The sequence below is a fragment of the Algibacter sp. L1A34 genome (genome assembly GCF_009796805.1).
Classification (GTDB): Bacteria; Bacteroidota; Bacteroidia; order Flavobacteriales; family Flavobacteriaceae; genus Algibacter.
Window position 1 is genome coordinate 3384033 of record NZ_CP047029.1, and the last position, 24457, is coordinate 3408489.

Consider the following 24457-nt stretch of genomic DNA (forward strand, 5'->3'; position numbering starts at 1 on the left):
TTTGAGGTTATTTTGAATTAAAAATTTGATAACTATAAATTTTTGTTTTTTTACATCGAAATAGAATATATTTGTTTCTTACATGTTTTCAACTTAAAAGTACAATGACAAAATCCGAACTCGTCCATAATAATACTTATATCAATAGAGAAATAAGCTGGTTGCAATTTAATGCAAGAGTATTGCAAGAAGCTTCATCTGCCAATGTACCATTAATAGAACGCCTTCGTTTTTTAGGTATTTTCTCTAATAATTTAGATGAATTTTTTAAAGTGCGTTATGCTACGGTTAAGCGAATTGTAGAAGCCGGAAAAGGTGGGAAAAACGAATTAGGTGGCATAAAAGCTAAAGAGTTACTAGAAATAATTACTCAAATTGTAATTAAACAGCAAAGCGAAAGTTTAGATATTTTGAGTATTATAAAATCTGAATTAATAAAAGAAGATATTTATATTATTAATGAAACTCAAATAGATGCATCGCAGCATGAGTTTATTAATAATTATTTTATTAAAACAGTAAGTCCTGCTTTAGTTACCATTATTCTTAACGATTTGGTTGTACTTCCAAATTTAAAAGATAGTGCGGCCTATTTAGCTGTGCGCATGTTAATGGGTGATGATAAAAAACAATTTGCGCTAATAGAAATACCAAAAACTATAGATCGTTTTGTTGAGTTACCTAAACAAGGCAATAATAGTTACATTATATTAATAGACGATTTATTGCGCTATTGTTTAAGAGATATATTTAATATTTTTGATTATAAAACTATTTCGGCTCATATGATTAAAATTACCAGAGATGGTGAATTAGATTTTGATAGCGATTTAAGTAAAAGTTTTATTGATAAAATATCTGATAGTGTAAAACATAGGCAGCTTGGTGAACCGGTTCGTTTTGTATACGATAAAACAATACATAAGGAAACTTTAGAGTATTTAATGTCTAAAATGGGTATTGATGGTACAGATAGCATTATTCCTGGTGGGCGTTATCATAATCGTCGAGATTACATGGGTTTCCCTAGTTTAGGAAGACAAGATTTACTTTATGATAAAATTGAACCATTACCAATTAAAGGACTTAGTTTTCAGGAAAGTATTTTTAAAGCCATAACTAAAAAAGATTATTTGCTACATACGCCATATCAAACATTTTCGTATGTGGTTAAATTTTTGCGTGAAGCGGCCTTAGACCCAAAAGTTAAAACTATTAAAATAACTATTTATCGTTTAGCTGAAATTTCTCATGTTGCAAGTTCTCTTATAAATGCAGCCATTAACGGAAAAACGGTTACGGTTTCCATTGAGTTGCGTGCCCGATTTGATGAGCAAGCAAACATTGATTATGCCGAGCAAATGCAAAGCGAAGGTATTAATATGATATTTGGGGTTGCTGGTCTAAAAGTGCATAGTAAAATGTGTGTTGTAGAGCGTGAAGAAGGTAAAAAACTAAAACGTTATGGATTTATAAGTACGGGTAATTTTAACGAATCTACAGCAAAGATTTATACAGATTATACGTTGTTCACCGCCGATCAGCTTATACTAAAAGATGTCAATAAAATATTCAGTTTTTTCCAAGCTAATTATAAAATTTACAGCTACAAACATTTAATTGTTTCTCCTCATTATACTCAAAAAACAATTTTCAAATTAATTAATAAGGAAATTGAACATGTTAAAAACGGAAAAAAAGGCTTAATTCGTTTAAAGATGAATAGCGTTTCGAGTTACACTATGGTAGATAAACTATATGAAGCTAGTCGTGCTGGTGTTAAAATACAAATGATTGTTCGTGGTATTTGTTGTTTAATTCCAGGTATTAAAGGGATGAGCGAAAATATTGAAGTAATTAGTGTTGTAGATAAATTTTTAGAACATTCTAGGATTTATATGTTCGGAAATAATGGCGATCTAAAACTATATATTTCATCTGCCGATTGGATGAGCAGAAATATTGAAAATAGAGTAGAAGTTAGCTGCCCTATTTATGATAAAGATGTTCAGAATGAAATAGTAGATACTTTTAATATTAGTTGGAACGATAATGTTAAAGCTAGAATATTAAACAACTCACAAGAAAACCAATATAAAGTTAACACTAAAGAAAAAGTTCGATCTCAATTTGCGGTTTACGATTATTACCTTAAAAAATTAGAAAACTAATATGCTTTCAATTAAAAAATATGCGGCCATAGATATTGGTTCAAATGCAGTCCGGTTATTAATATCTAATATTATTGAACAAAAGGGTAAGCCTGTTCAGTTTAAAAAAAACTCATTAGTTCGTGTACCTATTCGTTTGGGAGCCGATGTTTTTATTAAAAATAAAATTTCTAAAGAGAATACTATTCGCATTTTAGACACTATGTTAGCTTTTAAATTACTTATGAAATCTCATAAGGTGGTTAAATATAAAGCTTGTGCAACTTCCGCAATGCGAGAATCTGCTAACGGAAATAAAGTAGTAGAAGCTGTGTTAGAACACGCTGGCATAAGCATAGATGTTATAGATGGAGAAGAGGAAGCTGCAATAATTGCGGCTACAGATTTAAATAAATTTATAGATCCAAATAAAATATATTTATATGTTGATGTTGGTGGCGGAAGTACGGAGTTTACAGTTATTGACCACGGAAAGCACATCATTTCTCGTTCGTTTAAAATAGGTACGGTTAGGCTTTTAAATGATATGGTTGGTAAGGAAACATGGAAAGAGCTGGAGATGTGGATTGATATTAACACCAAACACTTTGAAAAAATTGAAGTTATTGGTTCTGGTGGAAATATTAATAAAATTTTTAAAATATCTGGTAAAGCGATGGGGAAACCTCTAACTTACTTCTATATGACATCTTATTACAACACGCTTCAAAGTTATTCTTACGAAGAACGTATTACCGAATTAGATTTAAATCAAGATAGAGCAGATGTAATAATACCAGCCATGAGAATATACATGTCTGCAATGAAGTGGAGTAGAGCAAAAAATATTTACGTTCCTAAAATAGGATTAGCCGATGGTATCATAAAAAGTATATACTACGATACGGTTTCGAGCAATACACAGTAAAATTTTGCACTTTACCCTCAATAATCGCGTGCTTTTAATTTTATAATATATATTCGTATAGATATTATAAACCCAAACTATTAGTTATGAAAAAAATAGTCCTATTTACAGTTTTTATAAGCCTATCATTTTATGGTTTTTCGCAAGATGTAAAATATGGAGTGCGTGGTGGTTACAATATTTCGAACTTAGATTTCGATAATCCATACGCTATAGAAAACAAACATAGAAACAGTCTGTATTTCGGTGCATTTGCAACTATTGGTTTGAATAAAACAATATCATTAATGCCAGAATTTCAGTTTTCTGCAGAAGGTGCTAATGAAGAAAAAATTAATTTAGATTATCTACAAGTACCAATTTTAGTTAGATTTCGAATAAGCGAAAAATTTCATGCAGGTATTGGTCCACAAGTGGGATTAAAGATTAATAAATTTGAAGATGGTATTCGAAATTTCGCCTATTCAGGAGTTGCTGCTGTTGAGTATAAAATAAATTTAATGCTCTTTGCAGATGTTAGATATACTTATGGTTTTTCTAATGTATTCGATGAGCCTTTAGGTATAACTGCAAGAAACAGAAACATTCAACTTGGAGTTGGTTACAAGTTTTAAAGATAAAATTATTAAGCTTGGTTAAGTTGTAAAACGAACTTGGTAATTTAACCATGTATAGTTTCCGACTTGCTTAAGTTTAGCATAATTTTAGCCTCATATTCAAGAAGTTCTTGCCATTTGGCATCAACTTCTTTTTTTTCGCCGTATTGTCTCGCAAAGCCTAAAAACATGGTGTAGTGATTAGCTTCACTTACCATTAAATTTCTATAAAACTCGGCAAGTTCTTTATCTTCTAATTCTTCCGAAAGCAATCTGAAACGTTCACAACTTCTAGCTTCAATTAAAGCCGCATAAAGTAATCTATGCACTAATTGTGTTGTTCTGCTTCCTCCTTTAGGGAAAAACTTTAAAAGCTCGATAACATAGTCGTCACGACGATCTCTACCTAAAACCCAGCCATGTTCAATAATTTTATCGTGTACCATTTTAAAATGGCTAATTTCTTCTTTAACTAAAGCAACCATTTCTTGCACTAACTCGGTATATTCAGGAAAACTAACAATTAGTGAAATTGCCGTACTCGTTGCTTTTTGCTCGCAAAAGGCATGGTCGGTTAATATTTCTTTAATGTTTTTTTCTACAATATTTACCCAGCGAGGGTCGGTTGGTAATTTTAAGCCTAACATATTAAATGGTATTTGAGAGCAAATTTATTTCTTTAATTTCAATTGATCCTAACGAATTAATTAAAATACTAAAGTCTTTGTAAGTTTCGGTTTCTAGAACTCGAAAAGACGTATTTAATTGTACGTATTGTTCTGTAGAATGTTCATGGTCTATCCAAACATGTTGCATAATAGCATGCTTCCAAAATTCCGTATTAGCATAGTTTTTAAACAGACCTTTATTTATTAAACCTTCAGTAATTAATTCACCATGTATTAAAACCTTTAATTCGGCTTCAAAATCTTTATAAAGTGTTTCTTGAGCGCTTTGGTCTTCCGCTGCGATAATATTCGAAATAAAATTGTTTTCAATAGAATTGTATTTCAATTTTACTTCAAATCCTGAACTTAAAATGGTATCGGTTACAATAACAACAGGTTCTTCAGGTGTAAACTTTACTTTTTTAGAAAAAGATTCTAATAAATTTGTGCTTTGTAAAACATCACGGCTATTACTATACTTACGGTCTTGTCCATCGAAGTGCGCAAAAACAATTGAAATAATAAGTATTAAAAATATAAGTTTCTTCATGTTTTTTATTGAAATTAATACGACTAAAGACTTTCAAAGATACCAAAATTCAGGCTAATGCTCTAATGGATAAAAGAGTGATTAATAGAAAAGCTTGTAATAAAGACAGGTTTTAAATTCTGGTGTTTTTATTCATTGATAAGTATTACCTTTAAATCCATATATTAGATACCCTCGATTAGTTTGAACAAGAAAAGTAATTTAAATTTCTATAAAAACATTTCTAAAAGCAGCTTGCCATTGGCTGAGCTTTTAAAAGATGAAAGTTTGTTTTTTAATGTTCCAAAGAATTGGTCTATCGTGGTGACAGATATTGAAAACTCTACAGGTGCTGTAGCTAGAGGATTTCACAACGATGTAAATTTAAGTGCAACAGGAAGTATTATTACCGTTTTAAATACTTTAAAATCTGTGAATAGTAAAATAAAAATCCCTTATTTTTTTGGTGGCGATGGATCTACGTTTATTGTTCCCAATAAAGTTTTAAAACCCATTCTGTTGGCTTTAAATAATTACAGCCAGCATATTAAAAAATCTACAGAGCTAAATTTAAGAGTTGGTTATTTAGAAGTAGAAAAAGTGTATGCAAATAACGTGACTTTAAGAATCACAAAACTTAGGCATAATAAATATTTAACCACACCGGTGGTTTTAGGAAATGGTCTTAAATATGCCGAGCAAATTATTAAAGAAAGTTTTAAAACATCAGATATTTATAGCGAAAAAGTAACCAAGCTTAATTTAAAAGGGATGGAATGTCGTTGGGACGAAATATACCCTAATAAAACTGATAAAAAAGTAATTTGTCTACTTGTGGATTGTGATGACGAAAACATACAAGCAGAAGTATACAGTGAGATTATGACCGAAATTGATTTAGTTTTTGGAACTTTAATTAACCGAAACCCCATTTCTAGCGATAAGTTAAAACTAGATCCATCTTTAGAAAAAATCAGAAAAGAGATGTATGCTAGAATCGGCAAATACCGCCTCAGTTATTTAATAAGCAATTGGTTTATTACTTTAATTGGTGTGGTTTATTTTAAATTTTTTAAAGCAGGAAAACTTCAGAAAAAGCGTATCGCTCAATTAACCGATACCATTATGCTAGATGGTTTCCTAAACACTGTAATTTCAGGAACCGAAGCGCAGGTTGAAAACTTAAAAAACTTCTTAAATAGACTAGAAGCCGAACATAAAATAATTTACGGTATACACATTACTCATGCCTCTATAATGTCTTGTTATATAGAAGATCGTGAGGAAAAACACATTCATTTTGTAGATGGTACAGAAGGTGGTTACACCAGTGCAGCTGTTATGTTTAAAGAAAAGCTTAAAAAGCTAGAGTTAAGACGATAAAACCGACTAAATTTCTTCTTGTTTGAAATTGAATACACGATTTTGGTGGTATTCAAATGTCATCATGTCAATGTTTTATATGAATTTATGACAGTTATTCTGAAAAAATGACAGAAATATTTAACTAAAATTTAAAAAAATGTGTTTGGTATTTTTTTTGTTTTATACGGCATGAAATCATAAAGGTTTCAAGTTTGAAAAACATGTTTAATTTAAAATTTTGTAATTATGAGCAATTTAGTAAATGTTCCTAAAGGCGGAAGTTTAGCAAAAACAAATTCAAATATAAGCTTCCCAAGTACCTCTAATTGGTTGGATGATATTTTTAACAGAGATTTCCCTTCCGTTTTTACTTCTAATTTTAATACAGATGTCTCGTTGCCAAAAGTAAATATTAAGGAAACTGCCGATGCCTATGAAGTCGAAATGGCTGCACCAGGTTTAAAAAAATCAGACTTCAAATTAGATCTAAACAATCAAGTGCTATCTATTTCTACAGAAAAAAAAGAAGAGCATGAAGAAAAAGAAGAAAACTACACCCGTAAAGAGTTTGGTTATACTTCTTTTAAAAGAACCTTTACCTTACCTGATACGGTAAATGATGAAAAGATTACAGCCAATTATCAAGATGGTGTGTTAAATATTCTTTTACCTAAAAAGGAAGAAGCAAAACAAAAACCAGCTAGAAGTATCGAGATTTCTTAGCGGTTAGTTAAACTATAGGGCAAAAGGGATATTAGATTATTTAGTGAGGCTGATTTTTTCAGCCTCACTATATTTAACACCCTGTATTGTGAAAATAAATTATGGTTTAATGCATAAAACAAGTGTTTAACTTAAAATTTAAACTAATGAAAAAGTGTATTTTAATATTAGCAGTTGCATTATTAAGTGTGAATTGCAGCGGCCAAAAAAATGAAAATAAAAAAGCTGAAATAACAAGTACAGAACAACCTAAAGGTTCATGGAAAGTAGATAAGGAATTTGATGAAAATGGTAATTTAATAAAATACGATAGTATTTATTCTTGGTCTTCTAGCAACAATATAGACGCGTTATCGGCTATGGATAGAGATAGTTTAATGCAAAGTTTTAAGTCGAAGTTTTTTAATAATTACTCAAGATTTGAACATCAAGGATTTGAAAACCTTTTTTCTGAAGATTCCCTTTTTAGTAATCATTTCTTTAATGATGATTTCTTCGGAAGTGATTTCGGGACAGATTTTATGGATATAGATAATATCACTCAAGACCTACTTTCGAAACAAAAACAGTTTTTAGAAAAGTATCAGTCTGAGTTTGTTTTACCAGAAGAAGATAAGGAATAGCGAAAGCTATTCTTTAGGTGTTAGTTGTTATTTCATCCTATTCTTCGGCATAGTAAGTAATCCAGTTAATTGTATAATGCCTTTCCATGGCAATACTCGGATTAAATGGAATGTTCTCTTCATTGTTTAATCCTGCATTTCGTGTTGTAACCTAATGTATTCTATACATTATGATAACCTCGAAGCTCTTGATGAATATTAGAACGTTCCTTATTTAATTGATCTATATATTCTGTACAAGTATGAAAATATAGATTTTTTTTTCTCTTCTAGATTCTGATAAATTTGACTTAAATTTCTTAAACCCTATAACTTTTCCTATTTCAATACCTAATTCAGTTAGCTCACATCTTAGTTCGAATAACGGTTTTGATAAATCATACGTTTCTAAATTATATACTATTCTTTTTGTGTCAAAAGGAATATCGGATGTGTGTTCCGTCTTCTAAAGCGAAGTATAGATATAAGTCATAATAATCTCTTTGATTTGGTTATCTTTCTCAATACTATTTCTGTCAAGTCGTCTAAACTGTATTTATTCTCTTTCCTATCTATTCCTATATTTTCATTGGGTGGTTTTTAATTGGGTACAACGTTTAGCTATTGTTAATACGGGATTTAGAAGCACTGAACTTTCGGTTAATTACCTAGCCAGATCTTTTTATTTTGTTTTACCTTTTTCAATATTAAAACTAAAATAAAAGATTTGACGGACTTAGTTAAAAAAGTACTAAACTTGATTTTAAGCACCAAAACCCGCATTAATTATAGTTTTTTATTTACATTTTTGATTATATAAACGTTCCCCTTCTTTTTGTCCCATTTTTTTTAAGTATTCCCAATCTATACAAGATTTTTTATTGTTATTTATAATAAGGTTGGTATAAGCTCGGTTATAATAGGCGTCAAAATATAAGGAATCAATTTTAGTAACTTCATTAAATTTATCTATAGCCTCGATATAATTTTTTTTGGTGAAATCAAAAATTCCCTCATTATATAGTTTTAGCGACTTATCTTTAATGGACAAGTTTTTTCCTTTTCTTGAGCTTATTTCATTGGTATTCGTATTTATGCTAATTCCATACATTCCACTAAACCTAGTAAAAGAAGCAACAAAATCCACAACATGATTATACTTTTTTCCAATTTCAACTGGAATAAAATCTATTTTTTTTAATTCTTTGATTGATCTATTTTCTATGATTTTGAAAATTTCTATATTTTGTTTTATTTCAACACTATCAATTTTGCCTAAGGTATTTATATGAAATTCACCAATTAAATAGCCTTGTTTAAATTTTTTGTCTTTTGATGTACTAAAATTCTTTTTTTTTAATGATCTAGAAATAATGGTACTTAAGTCTTTATTTTCTTTTAATTTGGGTTCTAAATATTTCTTAGCTTTTATAGTACTATCATTCAGAAAAGTAAGTAAGTTGTTTTTTATTAAATAATTAATTAACTTTTTAGACTCTATAAAATAAAGTCTGTTTTTTTTGTCATCTGTAATGTTAATATCTCCTTTTTCACAAATTATTAATTCTGTATCGGTTAATTTTTCAATAGTATATTTTTGATTTCCAACAGTCAATTCAGAGTCTTTAATTTTATAATTTGCGGCAGGTTTAATTGAGTTTATTGTAATTTTATCTATTGATTTAAAATGGTATTCGGTGAATGAATTTTTCGTATTGAGTCGATCATGTATAACACTCCCATCTTTTCTTTCTGCATTAATTTTCAACCATTTTGTACCTATTAAATTTTGACTAGAAAGATTAAGACTAAAAATTAAGATAATTAGAAATATTTCATTTTTCATTTTTTTATTACACATAACAAATAAATAAACTCATTTAAACCATAAAATTAACAAATAAAAGCAAGAAACCTCTTATTCAATAGCTTAGTTTTAAACAAAATAATTAACAATAAAGGGTATAAGTAATTGGGAGGTAAGGTTTAAACATCTAAATCGAAAACACGGCGTAAAATCTCAATGTTTGGATTGGCCTCTATCAATTTTTCATATTTATCTTGAGGAGTAAAAACGTATTTTTTATTCATGACTTCGTTAACCGAAATCACCAAACTAATATCGAAATTTTTCAAGGTTGTTCTAATGTAAGTCATTAGGTCGTACTGGCCTTGCATCACTTCACGTTTATTAGTTTCGGTTGGAAACTGTAAATGAATATCTGTACCTTTAATTTTAGGCGTATCCATATTTAAAATAGAAGCCAAATTATGTTTACCGTCTTTTTCTAATTTGTTTAAAAAGAAGGTCCATTCCTTCATAAAAGCTTCATCTGTAAAAGGCTCGGTCGGTAAGTTCTCTTCATCGACAACTACTTCCAGTTGTTTTATTTGATGTTCTTTTTTTGCTCGAATACTACTTAGAGAAAGTCCAGATCTACGCCTGCTGCCTTGAGATAAATCTAACTTTATATGTGGCTTTTCTGGAGGTTTAGGAGTTGCTACTACTTTTTGGGAAGCAACAGTAGCATTTACGGTATTCGCTTTCGCGGAAGGTTCTATGCTCGGTTTAGTCGTTGGAACTTTTACCGGAATAGGCGTAATACCTTTCTTTTTAAAGTAAGATGCTGGAATTATGTAATGTTTGCTATTTTTTTTTTCTCCATCGAAAGTGATAGAGGCAAGTTGCATGAGACATAATTCAACGAGAAGCCGTTGATTTTTACTGGTTTTATACTTGAGATCGCAGTCGTTTGCGAGATTTATACCTTGCATTAAAAACTCTTGCGAGGCCTTTTTAGATTGTTCTAAATATTTTATCTGCGTTTGTTCTCCTACTTCTAGCAATTCTATTGTTGCTGGTGTTTTACTTACTAGTAGATCTCTAAAATGCGAGGCTAAACCAGCAATATAATGATGACCATCGAATCCTTTTGATAAGGTATGGTTAAACTGAATGAGTAAATCTGGTATTTTATTTTCGAGAATTAAATCTGTACTTTCAAAATAAGTTTCGTAATCAAGAACGTTTAAGTTTTCGGTTACGGCTTGCCTGGTTAAATCTTTTCCCGAGAAACTTACTACACGATCAAAAATGGAAAGTGCATCACGCATAGCGCCATCTGCTTTTTGAGCAATAATGTGCAATGCATCGTCATCGGCAGTTATACCTTGTTCATCAGCAATATATTTTAAATAATTTTTAGCGTCTTTTACCGTAATACGTTTAAAATCGAATATTTGACAACGTGATAAAATTGTTGGAATTATTTTATGCTTTTCGGTGGTTGCAAGAATAAAAATACAGTGTTTTGGTGGCTCTTCTAATGTTTTTAAAAAGGCATTAAAGGCTGCCTGAGATAACATATGGACTTCATCAATAATATAAACCTTGTATTTACCAACTTGTGGTGGGATGCGAACTTGATCGGTTAGACTTCTAATATCGTCTACCGAGTTGTTCGAGGCGGCATCGAGTTCAAAGATATTGAAAGCGAAATCTTCATCGCCCGTTTCTTTACCATCACTGTTAATCATTTTAGCCAAAATACGCGCGCAAGTGGTTTTACCAACACCACGCGGACCTGTAAATAGAAGGGCTTGTGCTAAATGGTTGTTTTCTATAGCGTTTAACAAAGTATTGGTAATGGCTTGCTGCCCAACTACATCTTTAAATGTTTGGGGTCTGTATTTTCGAGCCGATACTATAAAATGTTCCAAATTTATTTCGCTATTGAGTAAGTAACAAAGTTAAAAATTCAATTTGGATAATTAAATTGTAAAGACGAAAATAAAAGGGAGTTATTAACAAAGTTTGGTGCTTTGCTTTTTCGATATGTTTTTATGGGTTTGCTTGAGTTAACGTATTTGAAATTATCCTTTACAGATTAACCCGCGTTAGGGATTGCAGCATTGTTGGAGCTCTTTTTGTGTTGTTGCACTTATGCAACACAAAAAAGCGACTGCGGAAAGCCCGACCCTTGGGTAACGCCCAAACTTATATTTTAATGTTTTTAAGTTTATAATGTGGTATTTTATTATTTGTTTGTTGTAATTTTGACGGCTAGTAGATCGCCTTATCGCTGTCTTAAATTTATTTAGGATGGAGGAAAGTCCGGACACCATAGTTCAATATAGTGGCTAACGGCCACCAGCCGAGAGGTTAGGACCAGTGCAACAGAAAGAATGTACAGGTAATGCTGTAGTGAAACCAGGTAAACTCTATGTGGTGCAATGTTATGTAAACCAGTGCTTGAGGGTTGAACGCCCGATGCTGGAGGGTAAGCAGCTAAAGTGTTTTGGTAACAAAATGCGTAGATAAATGATAAGGGCTTTTTTTGCTTGTTTTGGGTTTTCTTGAAACGGGTTTGAAGGGTACAGAATCCGGCTTATAGATTTACTTACTTATAAAAAAAACCTTCTTAGCTTGCGCTTTGAAGGTTTTTCTGGTTTAGAATGGTTTAGTTTAGTTGTGGTATTTTTATGCATTTTCGAAAAAGCTAAACATATTACCTCCGTAACTTTTGGAGTAGCTGTAGTTGCTTAGTTTAGATAAATCTGTATGTTTTGAGTGTTCTACAATTAATACACCTTCTGGCAATAACATATTGTTTTTAAATATTAGTTCGGGTATTTTTCCAAATTTATCTTCGTCGAAATTGTATGGTGGATCGGCAAATATAATATTGGCTTGTAAAGTCGATTTTTCTAAAAACTTAAACACATCACTTTTAATGGTGTTTATTGGCATATCGAATTGCTCTGCCGTTTTGTTTATAAATTTTACACATCCAAAATCTTGGTCTACACAGGTAATTTGTTCGGTACCGCGTGAGGCAAATTCGTAGCTTATATTCCCGGTGCCTGCAAATAAATCTAGTACAGAAACATCTTCAAAATAAAACGTATTGTTTAAAATATTGAATAGCGATTCCTTTGCCATATCTGTCGTTGGACGAACGGGTAGGTTTTTAGGTGCTGATATTCTTCTACTTTTGTATTGTCCTGATATTATGCGCATTAAAAGCTATTTATTAAAGTGAAATTAGAATATTGTGTTTCTGGTTCTTCATTAAATACATAGTTGTTTTTTTGATTACCTAAACTTACATTACGTATGTATTTATATGCTATGTTGTATAGCGCATCGTCTTTATTTATATCACCAATTAAAATAAGATTTAATGTTTCTGGATCTAGTTTTAATTGTTCGGCAGTAAAGAGGATGTAATATATAAAATCTTCTTTTGTGGTGTACTCAAAACTGTTGTAAAATTGAAGCTCACCTTTGTTTGTAATTACAATTTCGAAACGATTATGATTAATGTGTGCGTAAAATTGAGAGTTTCCGGATTCTTTTTCAGATTCCAAAATAGTTTCAATTAAAACAGTAGAGGCGTGCTTGTATGTGAAATCTCCGAATAAATCGTAAATGTAATTATTCACGTTTACATACGGGATATATACGTTTACGCTTTGGTTACTGTCTATGGTATCGAAGGTTATAAAATCGGACTTTAAAATTTTAGAATTGAATTTTAAATAGTCGGCTATAGCTCCTTCATTAAAAATAGATTTTGGAACTAAGGTTGATAGCTCATTATCATGAATGATGTTTATAGCTTCAAATTTGTTTTGTAATATGGCTTCTGTATCAAAGCAATGTTTTAGCTTTTCTAATACTTCTAATGGGTTTAATTGCTTTTTAAACTTTATTTCTTTTAAATTAGAAATGGAATTATTATCCCGATTTAGAGTACAAAAAGAAAGTCCACTCAAGCTTATTTGAATGGACAGTTCTATATTTATTAATTTGCTAATACTAGCAGTATTATTTTTATTATTCGCTATCGCCATAAGTTTTTGGCCAGTTTCCAGTTGTATTAACTTCGTTCATTGATCCTACTTTTAAAGCGTCTCCATTAACTCCATCAACCGCTATTACTTGATTTTCTTGTGCTACTAAATCTGGGTTTTGATCGAATAAAATAACATCTTTCTTTACTTTAGTTTCGAAAACAGGAATGTTAATGTCGTTTTGGTTAATAAAACCAGCTTTTAAATCAAACTTAGTGCCTTCTTTTCCAACAGGAACATTCATCATTTTTTTGTAACGATCAGAATTTTTGAATAAAGAATCTTTTACAGGTACAGTGCCCAGAGTATCAATAATCATAATATCTTTTGTGGTATCAACACCGTAACGTTTTGTTAATACTTCATCAATTATACTAGAGTCACGACGTTGTGTAATAGTATATTCTGCTGTATCAATAAACTTTATTAAGTTATCAAAGCTGTCTGTAAATCTACCAGTTACTTGTCTGTGAGCTAATTCAGCATCTCTAATATCTTTTAAACTTTCTATAACTACTAAATAACGTTCGTTTTTTAGTTTGTTAAATTGAATAGGCTCATAAATTGACAAATAGGTTTGGTAACCAAAAAACACAATTAATGCCCAAAGCGCAATATTTAAAACCGGCTTTAATTTATTAGGAACAAATTTATCAACTAACTTCACCAAGCCAATTGTTGCCAAAATCACCGCAACCACAATAAGAATAAATGTCAACATAATACGTTATTTAATTTAAAAGTTTATTAATCGTTATTTAGCAAATCTACAATTTTTTTTTAATCGTAAAAACCAAAGCGAATAAAAATCATCCTATATTTGAATAATTTTTAAAATTATTTTTAATTAATGACCGCATCCGAATTCTATTCCCTTATAAAACAGCAGTTTCCGTTTAATCCAACAGTTAAACAAAATATTGTACTTCAGCAACTTTCTGAATTTATTTTTAAAAGTGAGAAAAACGCTCTTTATTTACTTAAAGGCTACGCTGGTACTGGGAAAACTACCATTGTAGGGGCTATTGTAAACAATTTATGGAAGGCAAAAAAGAGTGCTGTTCTTATGGCTCCAACTGGCAGAGCGGCTAAAGTAATCGCTAATTATTCCGGAAAAGAGGCTTTTACTATTCATAAAAAAATATATTTTCCGAAAAAAGATTCTGGTGGTGGTGTTAAATTTGTTTTACAGCCAAATAAGCATAAAAACACTATTTTTATTGTAGATGAAGCTTCTATGATACCAGATACACCTAGCGACTCTAAATTGATAGAAAACGGTTCCCTTCTCGACGATTTAATGCAATATGTATATTCTGGACTTAATTGTAAATTATTACTAATTGGTGATACGGCCCAACTGCCACCTGTGAAATTAGATATTAGCCCAGCTTTAGATGAAAATACTTTAGCATTAAATTATAATAAAGAAGTTACCAGAATGGAACTCGACGAGGTTGTTAGGCAAGGTCAAGATTCTGGTATTTTGGTTAATGCAACTATTCTGCGTGATGTATTGGCACGTGAGGTTTACGATTATTTTAAGTTCGATTTAAATGGGTTTAAAGATATTATTAGGCTTGTTGATGGTTATGAAATTATGGACGCTATAAACGATGCGTACAGCGATTTAGGGAATGAAGAAACTGCTATTATAGTAAGAAGTAATAAACGTGCCAATGCTTATAATCAACAGATTAGAAGTCGTATTTTATATAATGAAAACGAATTATCTGCCGGAGATTATTTAATGGTGGTTAAGAATAATTATTTTTGGCTGAAACCGACCACAGAAGCTGGTTTTATTGCTAATGGTGATATTATAGAAGTTTTAGAAATTTTTAGTATTCAGGAATTATATGGTTTTCGCTTCGCGGAAGTAAAGGTTAGAATGGTAGATTATCCCAAAATGATACCTTTTGAAACCGTGTTGCTTTTAGATACTATTGAAGCAGAAACACCATCGCTACCTTATGAAGAATCTAACAGGCTCTACCAGGAAGTGATGAAGGATTTTGAAAACGAAACATCAAAGTATAAAAAGTTTTTAAAGGTAAAAGGAAATAAACATTTTAATGCGTTACAGGTTAAGTTCTCTTATGCTATTACTTGTCATAAATCTCAAGGTGGGCAGTGGAACACCGTTTTTGTGGAGCAACCTTATTTGCCAAACGGGATTGATAAAGATTATCTACGTTGGCTATATACTGCTGCAACTAGAGCAAAAGAAAAATTATATCTAATAGGTTTTAAAGATGAATTTTTCGAGGAAGACATCAATTCTTAAATAACTATAAGTTTTTTATTTTGAAATAAATATTGCATTCATAAAATTATATATATGTTTTGTAACTTTGAAATATACTTAAGATAAGAGATTTTAATAATTTATGACTGGAGAAACAATAATTAGTATTTTTTTAGGTATCGGACTTTCCGCTTCGGTGGGTTTTCGTGTGTTTATGCCTTTATTCGCTTTGAGTTTAGCGGCTTACTTTGATGTTTGGGAACTTAACGAATCTTGGCAATGGATTGGTAGTACAGCAGCTATTATCACTTTAGGAGTGGCTACAATAGTAGAAATTTGTGCTTATTTTATTCCTTATGTCGATAATTTATTAGATACGGCAGCAGTACCATTAGCAGCATTAGCAGGTACTGCCGTAATGCTTTCTACAGTAGCAGATTTAAGTCCTGTTGTTACTTGGGCATTAGCTATTATAGCCGGTGGAGGTACAGCAGCTGCAGTTGCTGGAACATCTAGTACTACACGTTTAGCTTCTACGGCAACAACTGGAGGTTTAGCGAATCCAATTGTGGCTACTTTAGAAACAGGTACATCAATAGTAATGACGGTTGTCTCTATTTTTATGCCAATTTTGGCCATATTTTTGGTTCTTCTAATATTATTCATAATTTTCAAATTATATAAAAAGTTTAAACCAACTAAGACCTAAAACATTTATTATTTATCTTATTTTTGAAGAAGATTTAAGTTTTAATTGAAGAATTGCTTCAACCATGGCATAAATAGAAAAGGTATTAATAACAGTAATATTTCAAATGAAAATAATTTCAATGATCCCTGCACGTTACAGTGCATCGCGCTTCCCGGCTAAACTTATGCAAGACTTAGGAGGTAAAACCGTTATCCTTAGAACTTACGAAGCTACCCTAGCTACTAAATTATTTGATGATGTAATTGTAGTTACCGATAGTGATATTATTTATAACGAGATTGTAAATCACGGAGGAAAAGCCATGATGAGCAAAAAGGAACACGATTGCGGAAGTGATAGAATTGCCGAAGCTGTGGAATCTTTAGATGTAGATATTGTCATTAACGTTCAAGGTGATGAGCCTTTTACCGATAAAGAGTCTTTAACAAAACTTATTGAAGTTTTTAAAAATGATCCGAATAAAGAAGTAGACCTAGCATCATTAATGGTACATATAACCGATGAGGAGGAAATAAAAAATCCGAATACGGTTAAAGTTATTGTAGATCAATCCAATTTTGCTCTTTATTTTTCTAGAAGCCCTATTCCATATCCACGTGATAAAAATGCCGGTGTTAGATACTTTAAACACAAAGGTGTTTATGCTTTTAGAAAACAGGCCATTATGGATTTTTATAAGTTACCTATGTTGTCTTTAGAAGCTTCAGAAAAAATAGAATGTATTCGTTATTTGGAATATGGGAAACGTATAAAAATGGTTGAAACCGATGTGCAAGGTGTTGAGATTGATACGCCTGAGGATTTAGAACGAGCCAAAAAATTATGGAAATAAATTATAAAGACATAAAAGTTATTGGTTTTGATGCCGATGATACACTTTGGGTAAACGAAACTTATTTTAGAGAGGCAGAAGATGAAATTGGCAGATTATTATCAAAATATGAAACTCCCAATAAAATAGATCAGGAGCTTTTTAAAAAGGAAATAAGCAATTTACCTTTATATGGTTATGGTATAAAAGCCTTTACACTATCTATGGTGGAAGTGGCTTTGGAATTATCAAATTATACAGTAACAAATAAAACTATTGAAGCTATTTTAAATATTGGAAAAGATATGCTCAATAAGCCTGTGGAACTTTTAGATGGTGTAGAAGAGGTACTAGAAAATCTTTCAAAAAAGTATAAAATTATTTTAGCGACTAAAGGCGATTTGTTAGACCAAGAACGTAAATTGGAAAAATCCGGATTAACTAATTATTTCCATCATATTGAAGTTTTAAGTGATAAGCAAGAAGATAATTATTCCAAATTATTAACACGTTTGGACGTTAAGCCTTCAGAGTTTTTAATGATTGGAAATTCTCTAAAATCAGATGTTTTGCCTTTAGTAAATTTAAACGCTCAGGCTATTCACGTTCCATTTCACACCACTTGGGCGCATGAGCAAGTTACAGAAAAAGAGACAAACGGTAAGGCTTATAAAACAATAAACTCATTAAAAGACCTTTTAAAACTAATAAATTAATTTGAAAGTAATCGATATAAATACCTGGAGTAGAAAACAGCATTTCGAACATTTTTCGGCCTTAACCGATCCATCGTTTGCAGTTACTATTCCGTTTAATGTTACAAATGCATATCAAGCATCAAAAGCAACACGTACTAGCTTTTTTACTCGGTATTTGCATGATTGCATGCGTGCTATTAACGAAATTGAAAATTTTAGATATAGAATTGAAGATGATAAAATAGTGGAGTATGATGTAATCCATGCATCTCCAACTATTTTAAGAGAAGATAATACTTTCGGATTTTCATTTGTTAATTATAATGAAGATTTAGTGAAGTTTTCTAATAATCTAGAAACCGAGAAAACACGTATTAAAAACTCAAAAGAGTTGTTTCCACCTGTTAACGGGCTAGATTGTATTCATTGTTCCGCAATGCCATGGGTTAATTTTATAGGCCATAAAGAACCAAGTTCTGGGCTTGTGGATAGCGTTCCTAAACTATCATTTGGGAAGGCAACTTCCATAAATAACGAATTAATCATGAATGTTTCCATACACGTTAATCATGCTTTAGTTGATGGATACCACGTTGGACTTTTTTCTAAGAAATTTCAACACTTTTTAAACCAGTAGAATTTAAATTAGTACTATTTTTACATTTCGAAAAAGAAAACCGAACAAATGACTTACAAAAACTTTCCAATGGTGCCTAGAGTTATATTTGGCAGAGGTAGTTTCAATCAAATAAATGATATTTTAGCCCCAAAGCGTTCAAGTATTCATGCGCCTTTTATTTTTTTAATAGACGATGTTTTTAAAAGCAACGCTTGGTTAACATCAAGAATAAAGCTTTCATATGATGATCGAATTATATTCGTTTCAGCAAAAGAAGAACCTAAAACCACACAAGTAGACGACCTTGTAGAAGATATCATATTGAAATCTAAAGAACGTCCGTCTGGAATTATTGGTATTGGTGGCGGTAGCTTACTCGATTTATCGAAAGCTGTTGCTCTTTTAATAACCAATGAAGGGGAAGCACAGGATTATCAAGGATGGGATTTAATAAAAAACGCGGCCATATACCACGTTGGTATTCCAACAATTTCAGGAACAGGAGCCGAAGTATCTAGAACAGCAATACTTACAGGTCCAAAACTTAAATTAGGAATCAATAGTGATTTCACTCCATTCGATCAAGTTCTTTTAGATCCAGAACTTACAAAAGAAGTACCTAAACAGCAATGGTTTTATACAGGAATGGACTGTTATATTCATTGTGTAGAGTCTTTAAACGGGACGTATTTAAACGAATTCAGTAAAACTTACGGAGAGAAATCTTTCGATTTATGTAAAGAAATATTCTTAAACGGTAATTTATCAGTAGAGGAAACTCAAGATAAATTAATGATGGCTAGCTGGCATGGCGGTATGAGTATTGCTTATTCGCAAGTAGGTGTTGCTCATGCTATGAGCTACGGATTATCGTTTTTACTAGGTATAAAACATGGTATAGGGAATTGCTTAGTTTTCGATCATTTAGAAGAGTTTTATCCAGAAGGTGTTGTTCTTTTTAAGCAAATGAAAGAAAAGCACGGTATCGAACTACCAACAGGTGTTTGTGATAAGTTAACCGATGAGCAATTCGATATTATGATTGGTGTAGCATTAAGTTTAGAGCCACTTTGGGAAAATGCCGTGGGTAAAAACTGGAAGGATACCATAACACCAGAAAAATTAAAAGGAATTTATAAAAAAATATAATATGTATTGGCTTGCCAAAATTATATACTTTAAAATATTAGGCTGGCAAGTTGTTGGTAATACTAATTTTTCTAAAAACTCAGTAAAAAAAGCAATAATAATAGCAGCGCCACATACTAGCTGGCACGATTTTTATATTGGCGTTTTATTGCGTGCTGTTGCTAAGTTAAAAACCAATTTTGTTGGCAAAAAAGAGTTGTTTGTATTTCCTGTGGGTTGGTTTTTTAGAGCTTTAGGAGGTGCACCTATTAATCGCCAATCTAACGAGAATAAAGTAGATGCTATTGCTAAACTTTTTGACGAAAAGGAAGAGTTTAGAATGACTTTAGCTCCAGAAGGTACTCGTAAAAAAGTTACCGAATGGCGTACAGGATTTTATTATATAGCCAAAAAAGCTAATGTTCCAATAATTATGTTTACTCTGGATTTTGAAAATAAGCAAAATCGAATTTCAGAACCATTTTATACAACAGATGACACCGAGGCAGACTTTAAATTTATAAAGGATTTCTATAAAGGAGTAAAAGGGAAAGTGTCAGAATATTCATAAAAACAAATTTGGCACAGTATTTGGCATTAACATAGTAGTTGCAGTTAATGAAACATAAAGTAAACAATTGTTTGTCCCTAAAAAGAAACATATCTTCAACTAAAACCCCAAAAGCTATTTCTCTCAAGGTTATAGCTTTTTTTATTACTAATTTCTAGTAGAAAAAACTTTCAAATAAACATAATTTTGGGCGTTCCCGAAGGGTCGGGCTTTCCGCAGTCGCTTTTTTGTGTTGCATAGGTGCAACAACACAAAAAGAGCTTCAACAATGCTACAATCCCTAACGCGGGTAATCTTCAATTTATGTCACCAAGAAGATATTAATTACTTATTTGCTAATTAATCTCAAAAAAATAACTCAAAGAAAATATAGAATCTATTATATTTTTTTATCTTTAATAATTATGATAAAAGACACAAAAATTGCCGTTTTAATCGATGGCGACAACATACCATCTAGATATATTTCTGAAATGATGGAAGAAATAGCCAAATACGGCACACCAACAATAAAACGAATTTATGGCGATTGGACCAAACCGCATCTTTCCAAATGGAAAAATGTATTGCTCGAAAATGCTATAACACCAATCCAGCAGTACGGCTATACTACAGGTAAAAATGCTACAGATTCAGCGATGATTATCGATGCCATGGATATTCTATATTCCGAAAAGGTAAACGGTTTTTGCTTAGTATCATCAGATAGTGATTTTACAAAATTAGCAACCCGATTACGCGAAGCCGCTATGGTTGTTTACGGTATGGGAGAAAAGAAAACGCCAAACCCTTTTATTGTGGCTTGCGATAAATTTATCTATCTAGAAATCCTTGCAAAGGATAGCGACGAAGATGAAGACGCTAATAAGGATAAGAAAGGAGTGAAGCCTAAAAAAGAGAATTTATATAACATAACACCAAAAATTATTAAATTGTTAAAGAACTCTGTAGAAGATGCCGCAGACGATGATGGTTGGGCATTTTTAGGCGATGTAGGTTCTTTAATTCTTAAAAAGCAACCTAACTTCGATTCTCGAAATTTTGGTTTCCAGAAGTTAACACCGCTGTTTAAATCACTACCACAATTTGAAATGGAGCAACGCGACCAAACTAACGGACGTTTTAAATTGATATACGTGAAAAATAAATAATAAAAATCTATTTAGAGCTTATCTAAAATTTTATCCATTATCCAACTGGTATGAAGTGCTGTTTTTCCTGTAGAAGGATGTGTAGCTATTTCATTAAACAAAACCTGCTTCATATTTTCTACATGAGGTGTTTGTATGTGTTTAGGGTTTTCGATAAACAGGCTTTCATTTTTAGATTCGCTTTTTAGTACAATTGGGTTTTCATGAAATACAGAAAATTCAATTGTGCCTTTACTACCATAAATAGTAACATGGTCTAAGTGTTTACTACATCCAAAATTCCAAGTTCCTGAGCCTGTAATGCCACTTTTATGTAACCAAGATGCGGTAACTGCATCTTTAGCAGAATATAAATTTTGCTGATTTAAACTAAAACCTTTAGCATCTTCTATATCACCTAGCAAGAAGGTTAATAAATCTAATCCGTGACTCGCTAAATCATCAAAATAACCTGCTGGTGCAATTTTAGAATCTGTTCGCCAATTATCCTTTTTCAATAAATCGATTTGGTTTGCAGGTTTGCTTAAATGTGCCGTTATATGTCTAACATCGCCAATATAATTATGGACTAGCCATTCTTTAACCTTTAAAAACCGAGGTAAAGATCTACGGTAATAGGCTACAAACAAAGGAGTATCTTTTTCGCTAAAAGCGTTATAAATTCCTAAACTATCAGCATAACTTGGGCTTAATGGCTTTTCAATACAACATGGTTTTCCGGCGGCAGCTACTTTTAATGCATAAAGTTTATGGCTATCGGGTGGGGTTGCTATATAAACAGCATCAATGCTACTATCATTAATTAGTGCATCGGCATCTGTATATATTTTATTGATATTATGGCGTTGGGCGTAATCTTTCAACTTTTCAACATCACGACGCATCACGGCTTCAATATTAAAACCATCTGTAAGTTTGTAAGCAGGTCCGCTTTTAACTTCGGTTACATTACCACAACCAATTATTCCCCAGTTAATTGTTTTCATATAAAAAGTATAAAAAAAAAAGAGAACCGCTAAGTTCTCTTTTAGATATTAATCTGTAGTTTCTTCCATAGTGTGATATACGTTTTGTACATCATCATCTTCTTCAAGTTTTTCTAAAAGTTTTTCTACGTCGGCTGCTTCTTCTGCAGATAACGGTTTTGTTACTTGTGGAATACGTTCAAATCCTGAAGATAAAATTTCAATTTCACGAGATTCTAATTCTGCTTGGATAGCTCCAAAACTTTCAAAGGGTGCGTAAATTAAAATACCATCATCGTCGGCAAAAACTTCTTCGGCTCCAAAATCAATAAATTCTAGTTCTAATTCTTCAGGGTCTAATCCTTCAGCATCAATTCTAAAATTACAAGTATGATCGAACATGAATACTACCGACCCCGATGTGCCTAAACTACCATCGCATTTATTAAAAAAGCTACGTACATTAGCTACTGTTCGGGTATTATTATCGGTTGCTGTTTCTACTAATACGGCAATGCCATGCGGTGCATAACCTTCAAAAATGACTTCTTTATAATCGCCCTGACCTTTTTCACTCGCTTTTTTAATAGCACGCTCTACATTATCCTTTGGCATATTTACAGCCTTAGCATTTTGTATTACGGCACGCAAACGCGAATTGCTTGCAGGATCGGGACCACCTTCTTTTACAGCCATAACAATATCTTTACCAATACGTGTAAAGGCTTTGCTCATAGCAGACCAACGTTTCATTTTTCTTGCTTTTCTAAATTCAAAAGCTCTTCCCATAATTACATTCTTTTAGTTGTTGTGGCTTCAATTAATCTGGTTATTTGAGATAAATAGACCACTTTATTATTGTTACATTTCCGCGAAAGCGAAAACATATTTATTCATTTAATATCACAAAGTTAAAAACCTTAGGCAGAAATACAAATTATTCCTCGTCTTCAGGTACTACAATGCTATCTATTGCTTTTGCTAATTTAAAATCTTTTGCAGTAACACCATCTGAATCGTGCGTAGAAAGCGTGATATTTAGAACATTATACACATTACTCCAATCTGGATGATGGTTTAATGCTTCGCACTCAAAGGCAATACGGCTCATGGCACTAAAGCAATCTTTAAAATTATCGAATTCAAATTCGGCGTGAAGTGCGTTTTCATAATAGTCCCAATCTGGGTATTGAAGTAATCTTTTTTCTATATCGTCTTCCGAGAGTTTAAGCATCATTTATATCTTATTTTAAGAGACTAAATTAGTGTTTTATTTACTGATAAAGGGCTCATTTTTGTAATTCTGATAAAATATCTTGACTCACCAATTGTAAGTGTTTTGGTAATTTGTTGAATTTTGGTAAAACAGCAAGATAGCGCTCGTCGTTAGTCGTGAAAACTTGTTTGTATATTACTTTGTTTTCTAGTTGAAGTGTTTCAATAATTTCCTTTACAAAATCGTCATGATGTACTAAATCATTGCTTCCTAAATGAAAAACACCCGATTTATTTCTATTGATGATGTAATGAATTTGTTGTGTTAATTTATTAGAAGAAGTAACGTTCATAATTAAATTAGGGAATACCTCTATAGGTTCATTAAGATCTATAAGCTGAAGTATTTCGTCTATGCGAGGAGATTGTGGCCCAAAAACCATTGGTAATCTAATAATAGCTACTTTCTTTTTGGGTAGACGTAATAGCATATTTTCAATTTTAATTTTGAAATGCCCATAAATACTATTGCTTAAGGTTTTGTCTTGCTCGTAACTAGGGTATTTGCTATAGGCATCAAAAACGTTTGCTGACGATAAAAATATAAGTTTAGAATTTTCTATTAATAGATATTCTGCTATATGCCGATGCATCATAACTTGTTTAGAGAAATCGCCGCGAAGTGCCGAAATAATAATGGTTGGTTTTACAATCTCTAAAATTTCGTAAATATCATCTTCTTCATAGTTATATTGAAAAAATTGATGATTTTTTTCTAAAGTTTTGTTTGATGTATTGTAGGTACCATAGGTTCTAAAATAGGGGAAGAGCTCCCTGTAAATGGCGCTTCCTAAAAAACCACTTACTCCTAAAACTAGAATTCTATGTTTACTTTCTCGCTTTATCATACATCAAACATCTT

At 31.7% G+C, this 24457-nt stretch carries 25 protein-coding genes and 1 other RNA gene; 15 read left to right on the forward strand and 11 right to left on the reverse strand.

The window, feature by feature from the left end:
- Nucleotides 1-104: 104 nt before the first annotated feature.
- The 3 genes from ppk1 to GQR97_RS14300 all read left to right on the forward strand — a co-directional run bounded on the left by ppk1 (nucleotide 105) and on the right by GQR97_RS14300 (nucleotide 3692).
- A complete protein-coding gene (gene ppk1, locus GQR97_RS14290; protein WP_158849562.1) occupies nucleotides 105-2171 on the forward strand; it encodes a polyphosphate kinase 1 in 2067 nt (688 codons plus the stop codon).
- 1 nt (nucleotide 2172) lies between these two features.
- Nucleotides 2173-3078, forward strand: coding sequence for a Ppx/GppA phosphatase family protein (locus GQR97_RS14295; protein ID WP_158849564.1), 906 nt, complete (start codon nucleotides 2173-2175; stop codon nucleotides 3076-3078).
- Between the two features lie 86 nt (nucleotides 3079-3164).
- Nucleotides 3165-3692 (forward strand): porin family protein, encoded by a 528-nt coding sequence (locus GQR97_RS14300; protein WP_158849566.1) that lies wholly within the window; start codon nucleotides 3165-3167, stop codon nucleotides 3690-3692.
- A 47-nt stretch (nucleotides 3693-3739) separates the two neighbouring features.
- Here GQR97_RS14300 and GQR97_RS14305 read toward each other — a convergent pair whose 3' ends face one another.
- Both GQR97_RS14305 and GQR97_RS14310 read right to left on the reverse strand, forming a co-directional pair.
- A complete protein-coding gene (locus GQR97_RS14305; protein WP_158849568.1) occupies nucleotides 3740-4321 on the reverse strand; it encodes a tRNA-(ms[2]io[6]A)-hydroxylase in 582 nt (193 codons plus the stop codon).
- Nucleotide 4322: 1 nt separating this feature from the next.
- Nucleotides 4323-4892, reverse strand: coding sequence for a hypothetical protein (locus GQR97_RS14310; RefSeq protein WP_158849570.1), 570 nt, complete (start codon nucleotides 4890-4892; stop codon nucleotides 4323-4325).
- A gap of 240 nt (nucleotides 4893-5132) precedes the next feature.
- Here GQR97_RS14310 and GQR97_RS14315 point away from each other — a divergent pair, with 240 nt between their 5' ends.
- From GQR97_RS14315 to GQR97_RS14325, 3 genes are all read left to right on the forward strand, one after another.
- Nucleotides 5133-6254 (forward strand): DUF3095 domain-containing protein, encoded by a 1122-nt coding sequence (locus tag GQR97_RS14315; protein ID WP_233267548.1) that lies wholly within the window; start codon nucleotides 5133-5135, stop codon nucleotides 6252-6254.
- 228 nt (nucleotides 6255-6482) lie between these two features.
- Nucleotides 6483-6959 carry an Hsp20/alpha crystallin family protein gene (locus tag GQR97_RS14320; protein WP_158849574.1) on the forward strand — a complete coding sequence of 159 codons (477 nt, stop codon included), beginning with the start codon at nucleotides 6483-6485 and terminating at the stop codon, nucleotides 6957-6959.
- 146 nt (nucleotides 6960-7105) lie between these two features.
- Nucleotides 7106-7582, forward strand: a complete 477-nt coding sequence (locus tag GQR97_RS14325) for a hypothetical protein (RefSeq protein WP_158849576.1) — start codon at nucleotides 7106-7108, stop codon at nucleotides 7580-7582.
- A 775-nt stretch (nucleotides 7583-8357) separates the two neighbouring features.
- Here the strand turns inward: GQR97_RS14325 and GQR97_RS14330 are convergent.
- Both GQR97_RS14330 and dnaX read right to left on the reverse strand, forming a co-directional pair.
- Complete coding sequence (locus GQR97_RS14330) at nucleotides 8358-9407, reverse strand: hypothetical protein (RefSeq protein ID WP_158849578.1); 1050 nt, start codon at nucleotides 9405-9407, stop codon at nucleotides 8358-8360.
- Between the two features lie 140 nt (nucleotides 9408-9547).
- Complete coding sequence (gene dnaX, locus GQR97_RS14335) at nucleotides 9548-11281, reverse strand: DNA polymerase III subunit gamma/tau (RefSeq protein WP_158849580.1); 1734 nt, start codon at nucleotides 11279-11281, stop codon at nucleotides 9548-9550.
- Nucleotides 11282-11624: 343 nt separating this feature from the next.
- On the opposite strand from dnaX, the gene rnpB reads away from it, so the two are divergent.
- Nucleotides 11625-11968, forward strand: an RNA gene (rnpB, locus tag GQR97_RS14340) — RNase P RNA component class A.
- Nucleotides 11969-12041: 73 nt separating this feature from the next.
- On the opposite strand, the gene rsmD is transcribed toward rnpB, so the two are convergent.
- From rsmD to GQR97_RS14355, 3 genes are read right to left on the reverse strand one after another with little or no spacing between them, the layout of a single operon-like run.
- Nucleotides 12042-12581 (reverse strand): 16S rRNA (guanine(966)-N(2))-methyltransferase RsmD, encoded by a 540-nt coding sequence (rsmD, locus tag GQR97_RS14345; protein ID WP_158849582.1) that lies wholly within the window; start codon nucleotides 12579-12581, stop codon nucleotides 12042-12044.
- Nucleotides 12581-13417 carry a DUF3822 family protein gene (locus GQR97_RS14350; RefSeq protein WP_158849585.1) on the reverse strand — a complete coding sequence of 279 codons (837 nt, stop codon included), beginning with the start codon at nucleotides 13415-13417 and terminating at the stop codon, nucleotides 12581-12583. The genes rsmD and GQR97_RS14350 overlap by 1 nt, the downstream gene beginning before the upstream one ends.
- Complete coding sequence (locus tag GQR97_RS14355) at nucleotides 13401-14138, reverse strand: hypothetical protein (RefSeq protein WP_199269858.1); 738 nt, start codon at nucleotides 14136-14138, stop codon at nucleotides 13401-13403. The genes GQR97_RS14350 and GQR97_RS14355 overlap by 17 nt, the downstream gene beginning before the upstream one ends.
- Nucleotides 14139-14267: 129 nt before the next feature.
- Between GQR97_RS14355 and GQR97_RS14360 the strand changes: the two genes are divergently transcribed.
- The 8 genes from GQR97_RS14360 to GQR97_RS14395 all read left to right on the forward strand — a co-directional run bounded on the left by GQR97_RS14360 (nucleotide 14268) and on the right by GQR97_RS14395 (nucleotide 21355).
- Nucleotides 14268-15704 (forward strand): ATP-dependent RecD-like DNA helicase, encoded by a 1437-nt coding sequence (locus GQR97_RS14360; RefSeq protein WP_158849587.1) that lies wholly within the window; start codon nucleotides 14268-14270, stop codon nucleotides 15702-15704.
- Nucleotides 15705-15807: 103 nt separating this feature from the next.
- The gene (locus tag GQR97_RS14365) at nucleotides 15808-16374 is read left to right on the forward strand and encodes a DUF4126 domain-containing protein (protein ID WP_158849589.1); all 567 of its coding nucleotides are present in this window, start codon (nucleotides 15808-15810) and stop codon (nucleotides 16372-16374) included.
- A 106-nt stretch (nucleotides 16375-16480) separates the two neighbouring features.
- A complete protein-coding gene (kdsB, locus tag GQR97_RS14370; RefSeq protein ID WP_158849591.1) occupies nucleotides 16481-17209 on the forward strand; it encodes a 3-deoxy-manno-octulosonate cytidylyltransferase in 729 nt (242 codons plus the stop codon).
- Entirely contained in the window at nucleotides 17200-17904 is a 705-nt protein-coding gene (locus GQR97_RS14375) for an HAD family hydrolase (protein WP_158849593.1), read from the forward strand. Before kdsB ends, GQR97_RS14375 begins: the two co-directional genes overlap by 10 nt.
- A 1-nt stretch (nucleotide 17905) precedes the next feature.
- Complete coding sequence (locus tag GQR97_RS14380; RefSeq protein ID WP_158849595.1) at nucleotides 17906-18523, forward strand: CatA-like O-acetyltransferase; 618 nt, start codon at nucleotides 17906-17908, stop codon at nucleotides 18521-18523.
- Nucleotides 18524-18571: 48 nt separating this feature from the next.
- On the forward strand, nucleotides 18572-19654 hold the full coding sequence (locus tag GQR97_RS14385; RefSeq protein ID WP_158849597.1) for an iron-containing alcohol dehydrogenase family protein: 1083 nt from the start codon (nucleotides 18572-18574) through the stop codon (nucleotides 19652-19654).
- 1 nt (nucleotide 19655) lies between these two features.
- Nucleotides 19656-20204, forward strand: coding sequence for a 1-acyl-sn-glycerol-3-phosphate acyltransferase (locus GQR97_RS14390; RefSeq protein WP_158849599.1), 549 nt, complete (start codon nucleotides 19656-19658; stop codon nucleotides 20202-20204).
- 404 nt (nucleotides 20205-20608) lie between these two features.
- A complete protein-coding gene (locus GQR97_RS14395) occupies nucleotides 20609-21355 on the forward strand; it encodes an NYN domain-containing protein (RefSeq protein WP_158849601.1) in 747 nt (248 codons plus the stop codon).
- A gap of 11 nt (nucleotides 21356-21366) precedes the next feature.
- Here the strand turns inward: GQR97_RS14395 and GQR97_RS14400 are convergent, their stop codons facing one another.
- The 4 genes from GQR97_RS14400 to GQR97_RS14415 form a co-directional block, all read right to left on the reverse strand.
- Nucleotides 21367-22341 carry a Gfo/Idh/MocA family protein gene (locus tag GQR97_RS14400; RefSeq protein ID WP_158849603.1) on the reverse strand — a complete coding sequence of 325 codons (975 nt, stop codon included), beginning with the start codon at nucleotides 22339-22341 and terminating at the stop codon, nucleotides 21367-21369.
- Between the two features lie 48 nt (nucleotides 22342-22389).
- A complete protein-coding gene (locus tag GQR97_RS14405; RefSeq protein WP_158849605.1) occupies nucleotides 22390-23109 on the reverse strand; it encodes a YebC/PmpR family DNA-binding transcriptional regulator in 720 nt (239 codons plus the stop codon).
- A gap of 148 nt (nucleotides 23110-23257) precedes the next feature.
- A complete protein-coding gene (locus GQR97_RS14410; protein ID WP_158851839.1) occupies nucleotides 23258-23554 on the reverse strand; it encodes a 4a-hydroxytetrahydrobiopterin dehydratase in 297 nt (98 codons plus the stop codon).
- A gap of 55 nt (nucleotides 23555-23609) precedes the next feature.
- Nucleotides 23610-24443 (reverse strand): sugar nucleotide-binding protein, encoded by an 834-nt coding sequence (locus tag GQR97_RS14415; protein WP_158849607.1) that lies wholly within the window; start codon nucleotides 24441-24443, stop codon nucleotides 23610-23612.
- Between the last annotated feature and the right edge of the window lie 14 nt (nucleotides 24444-24457).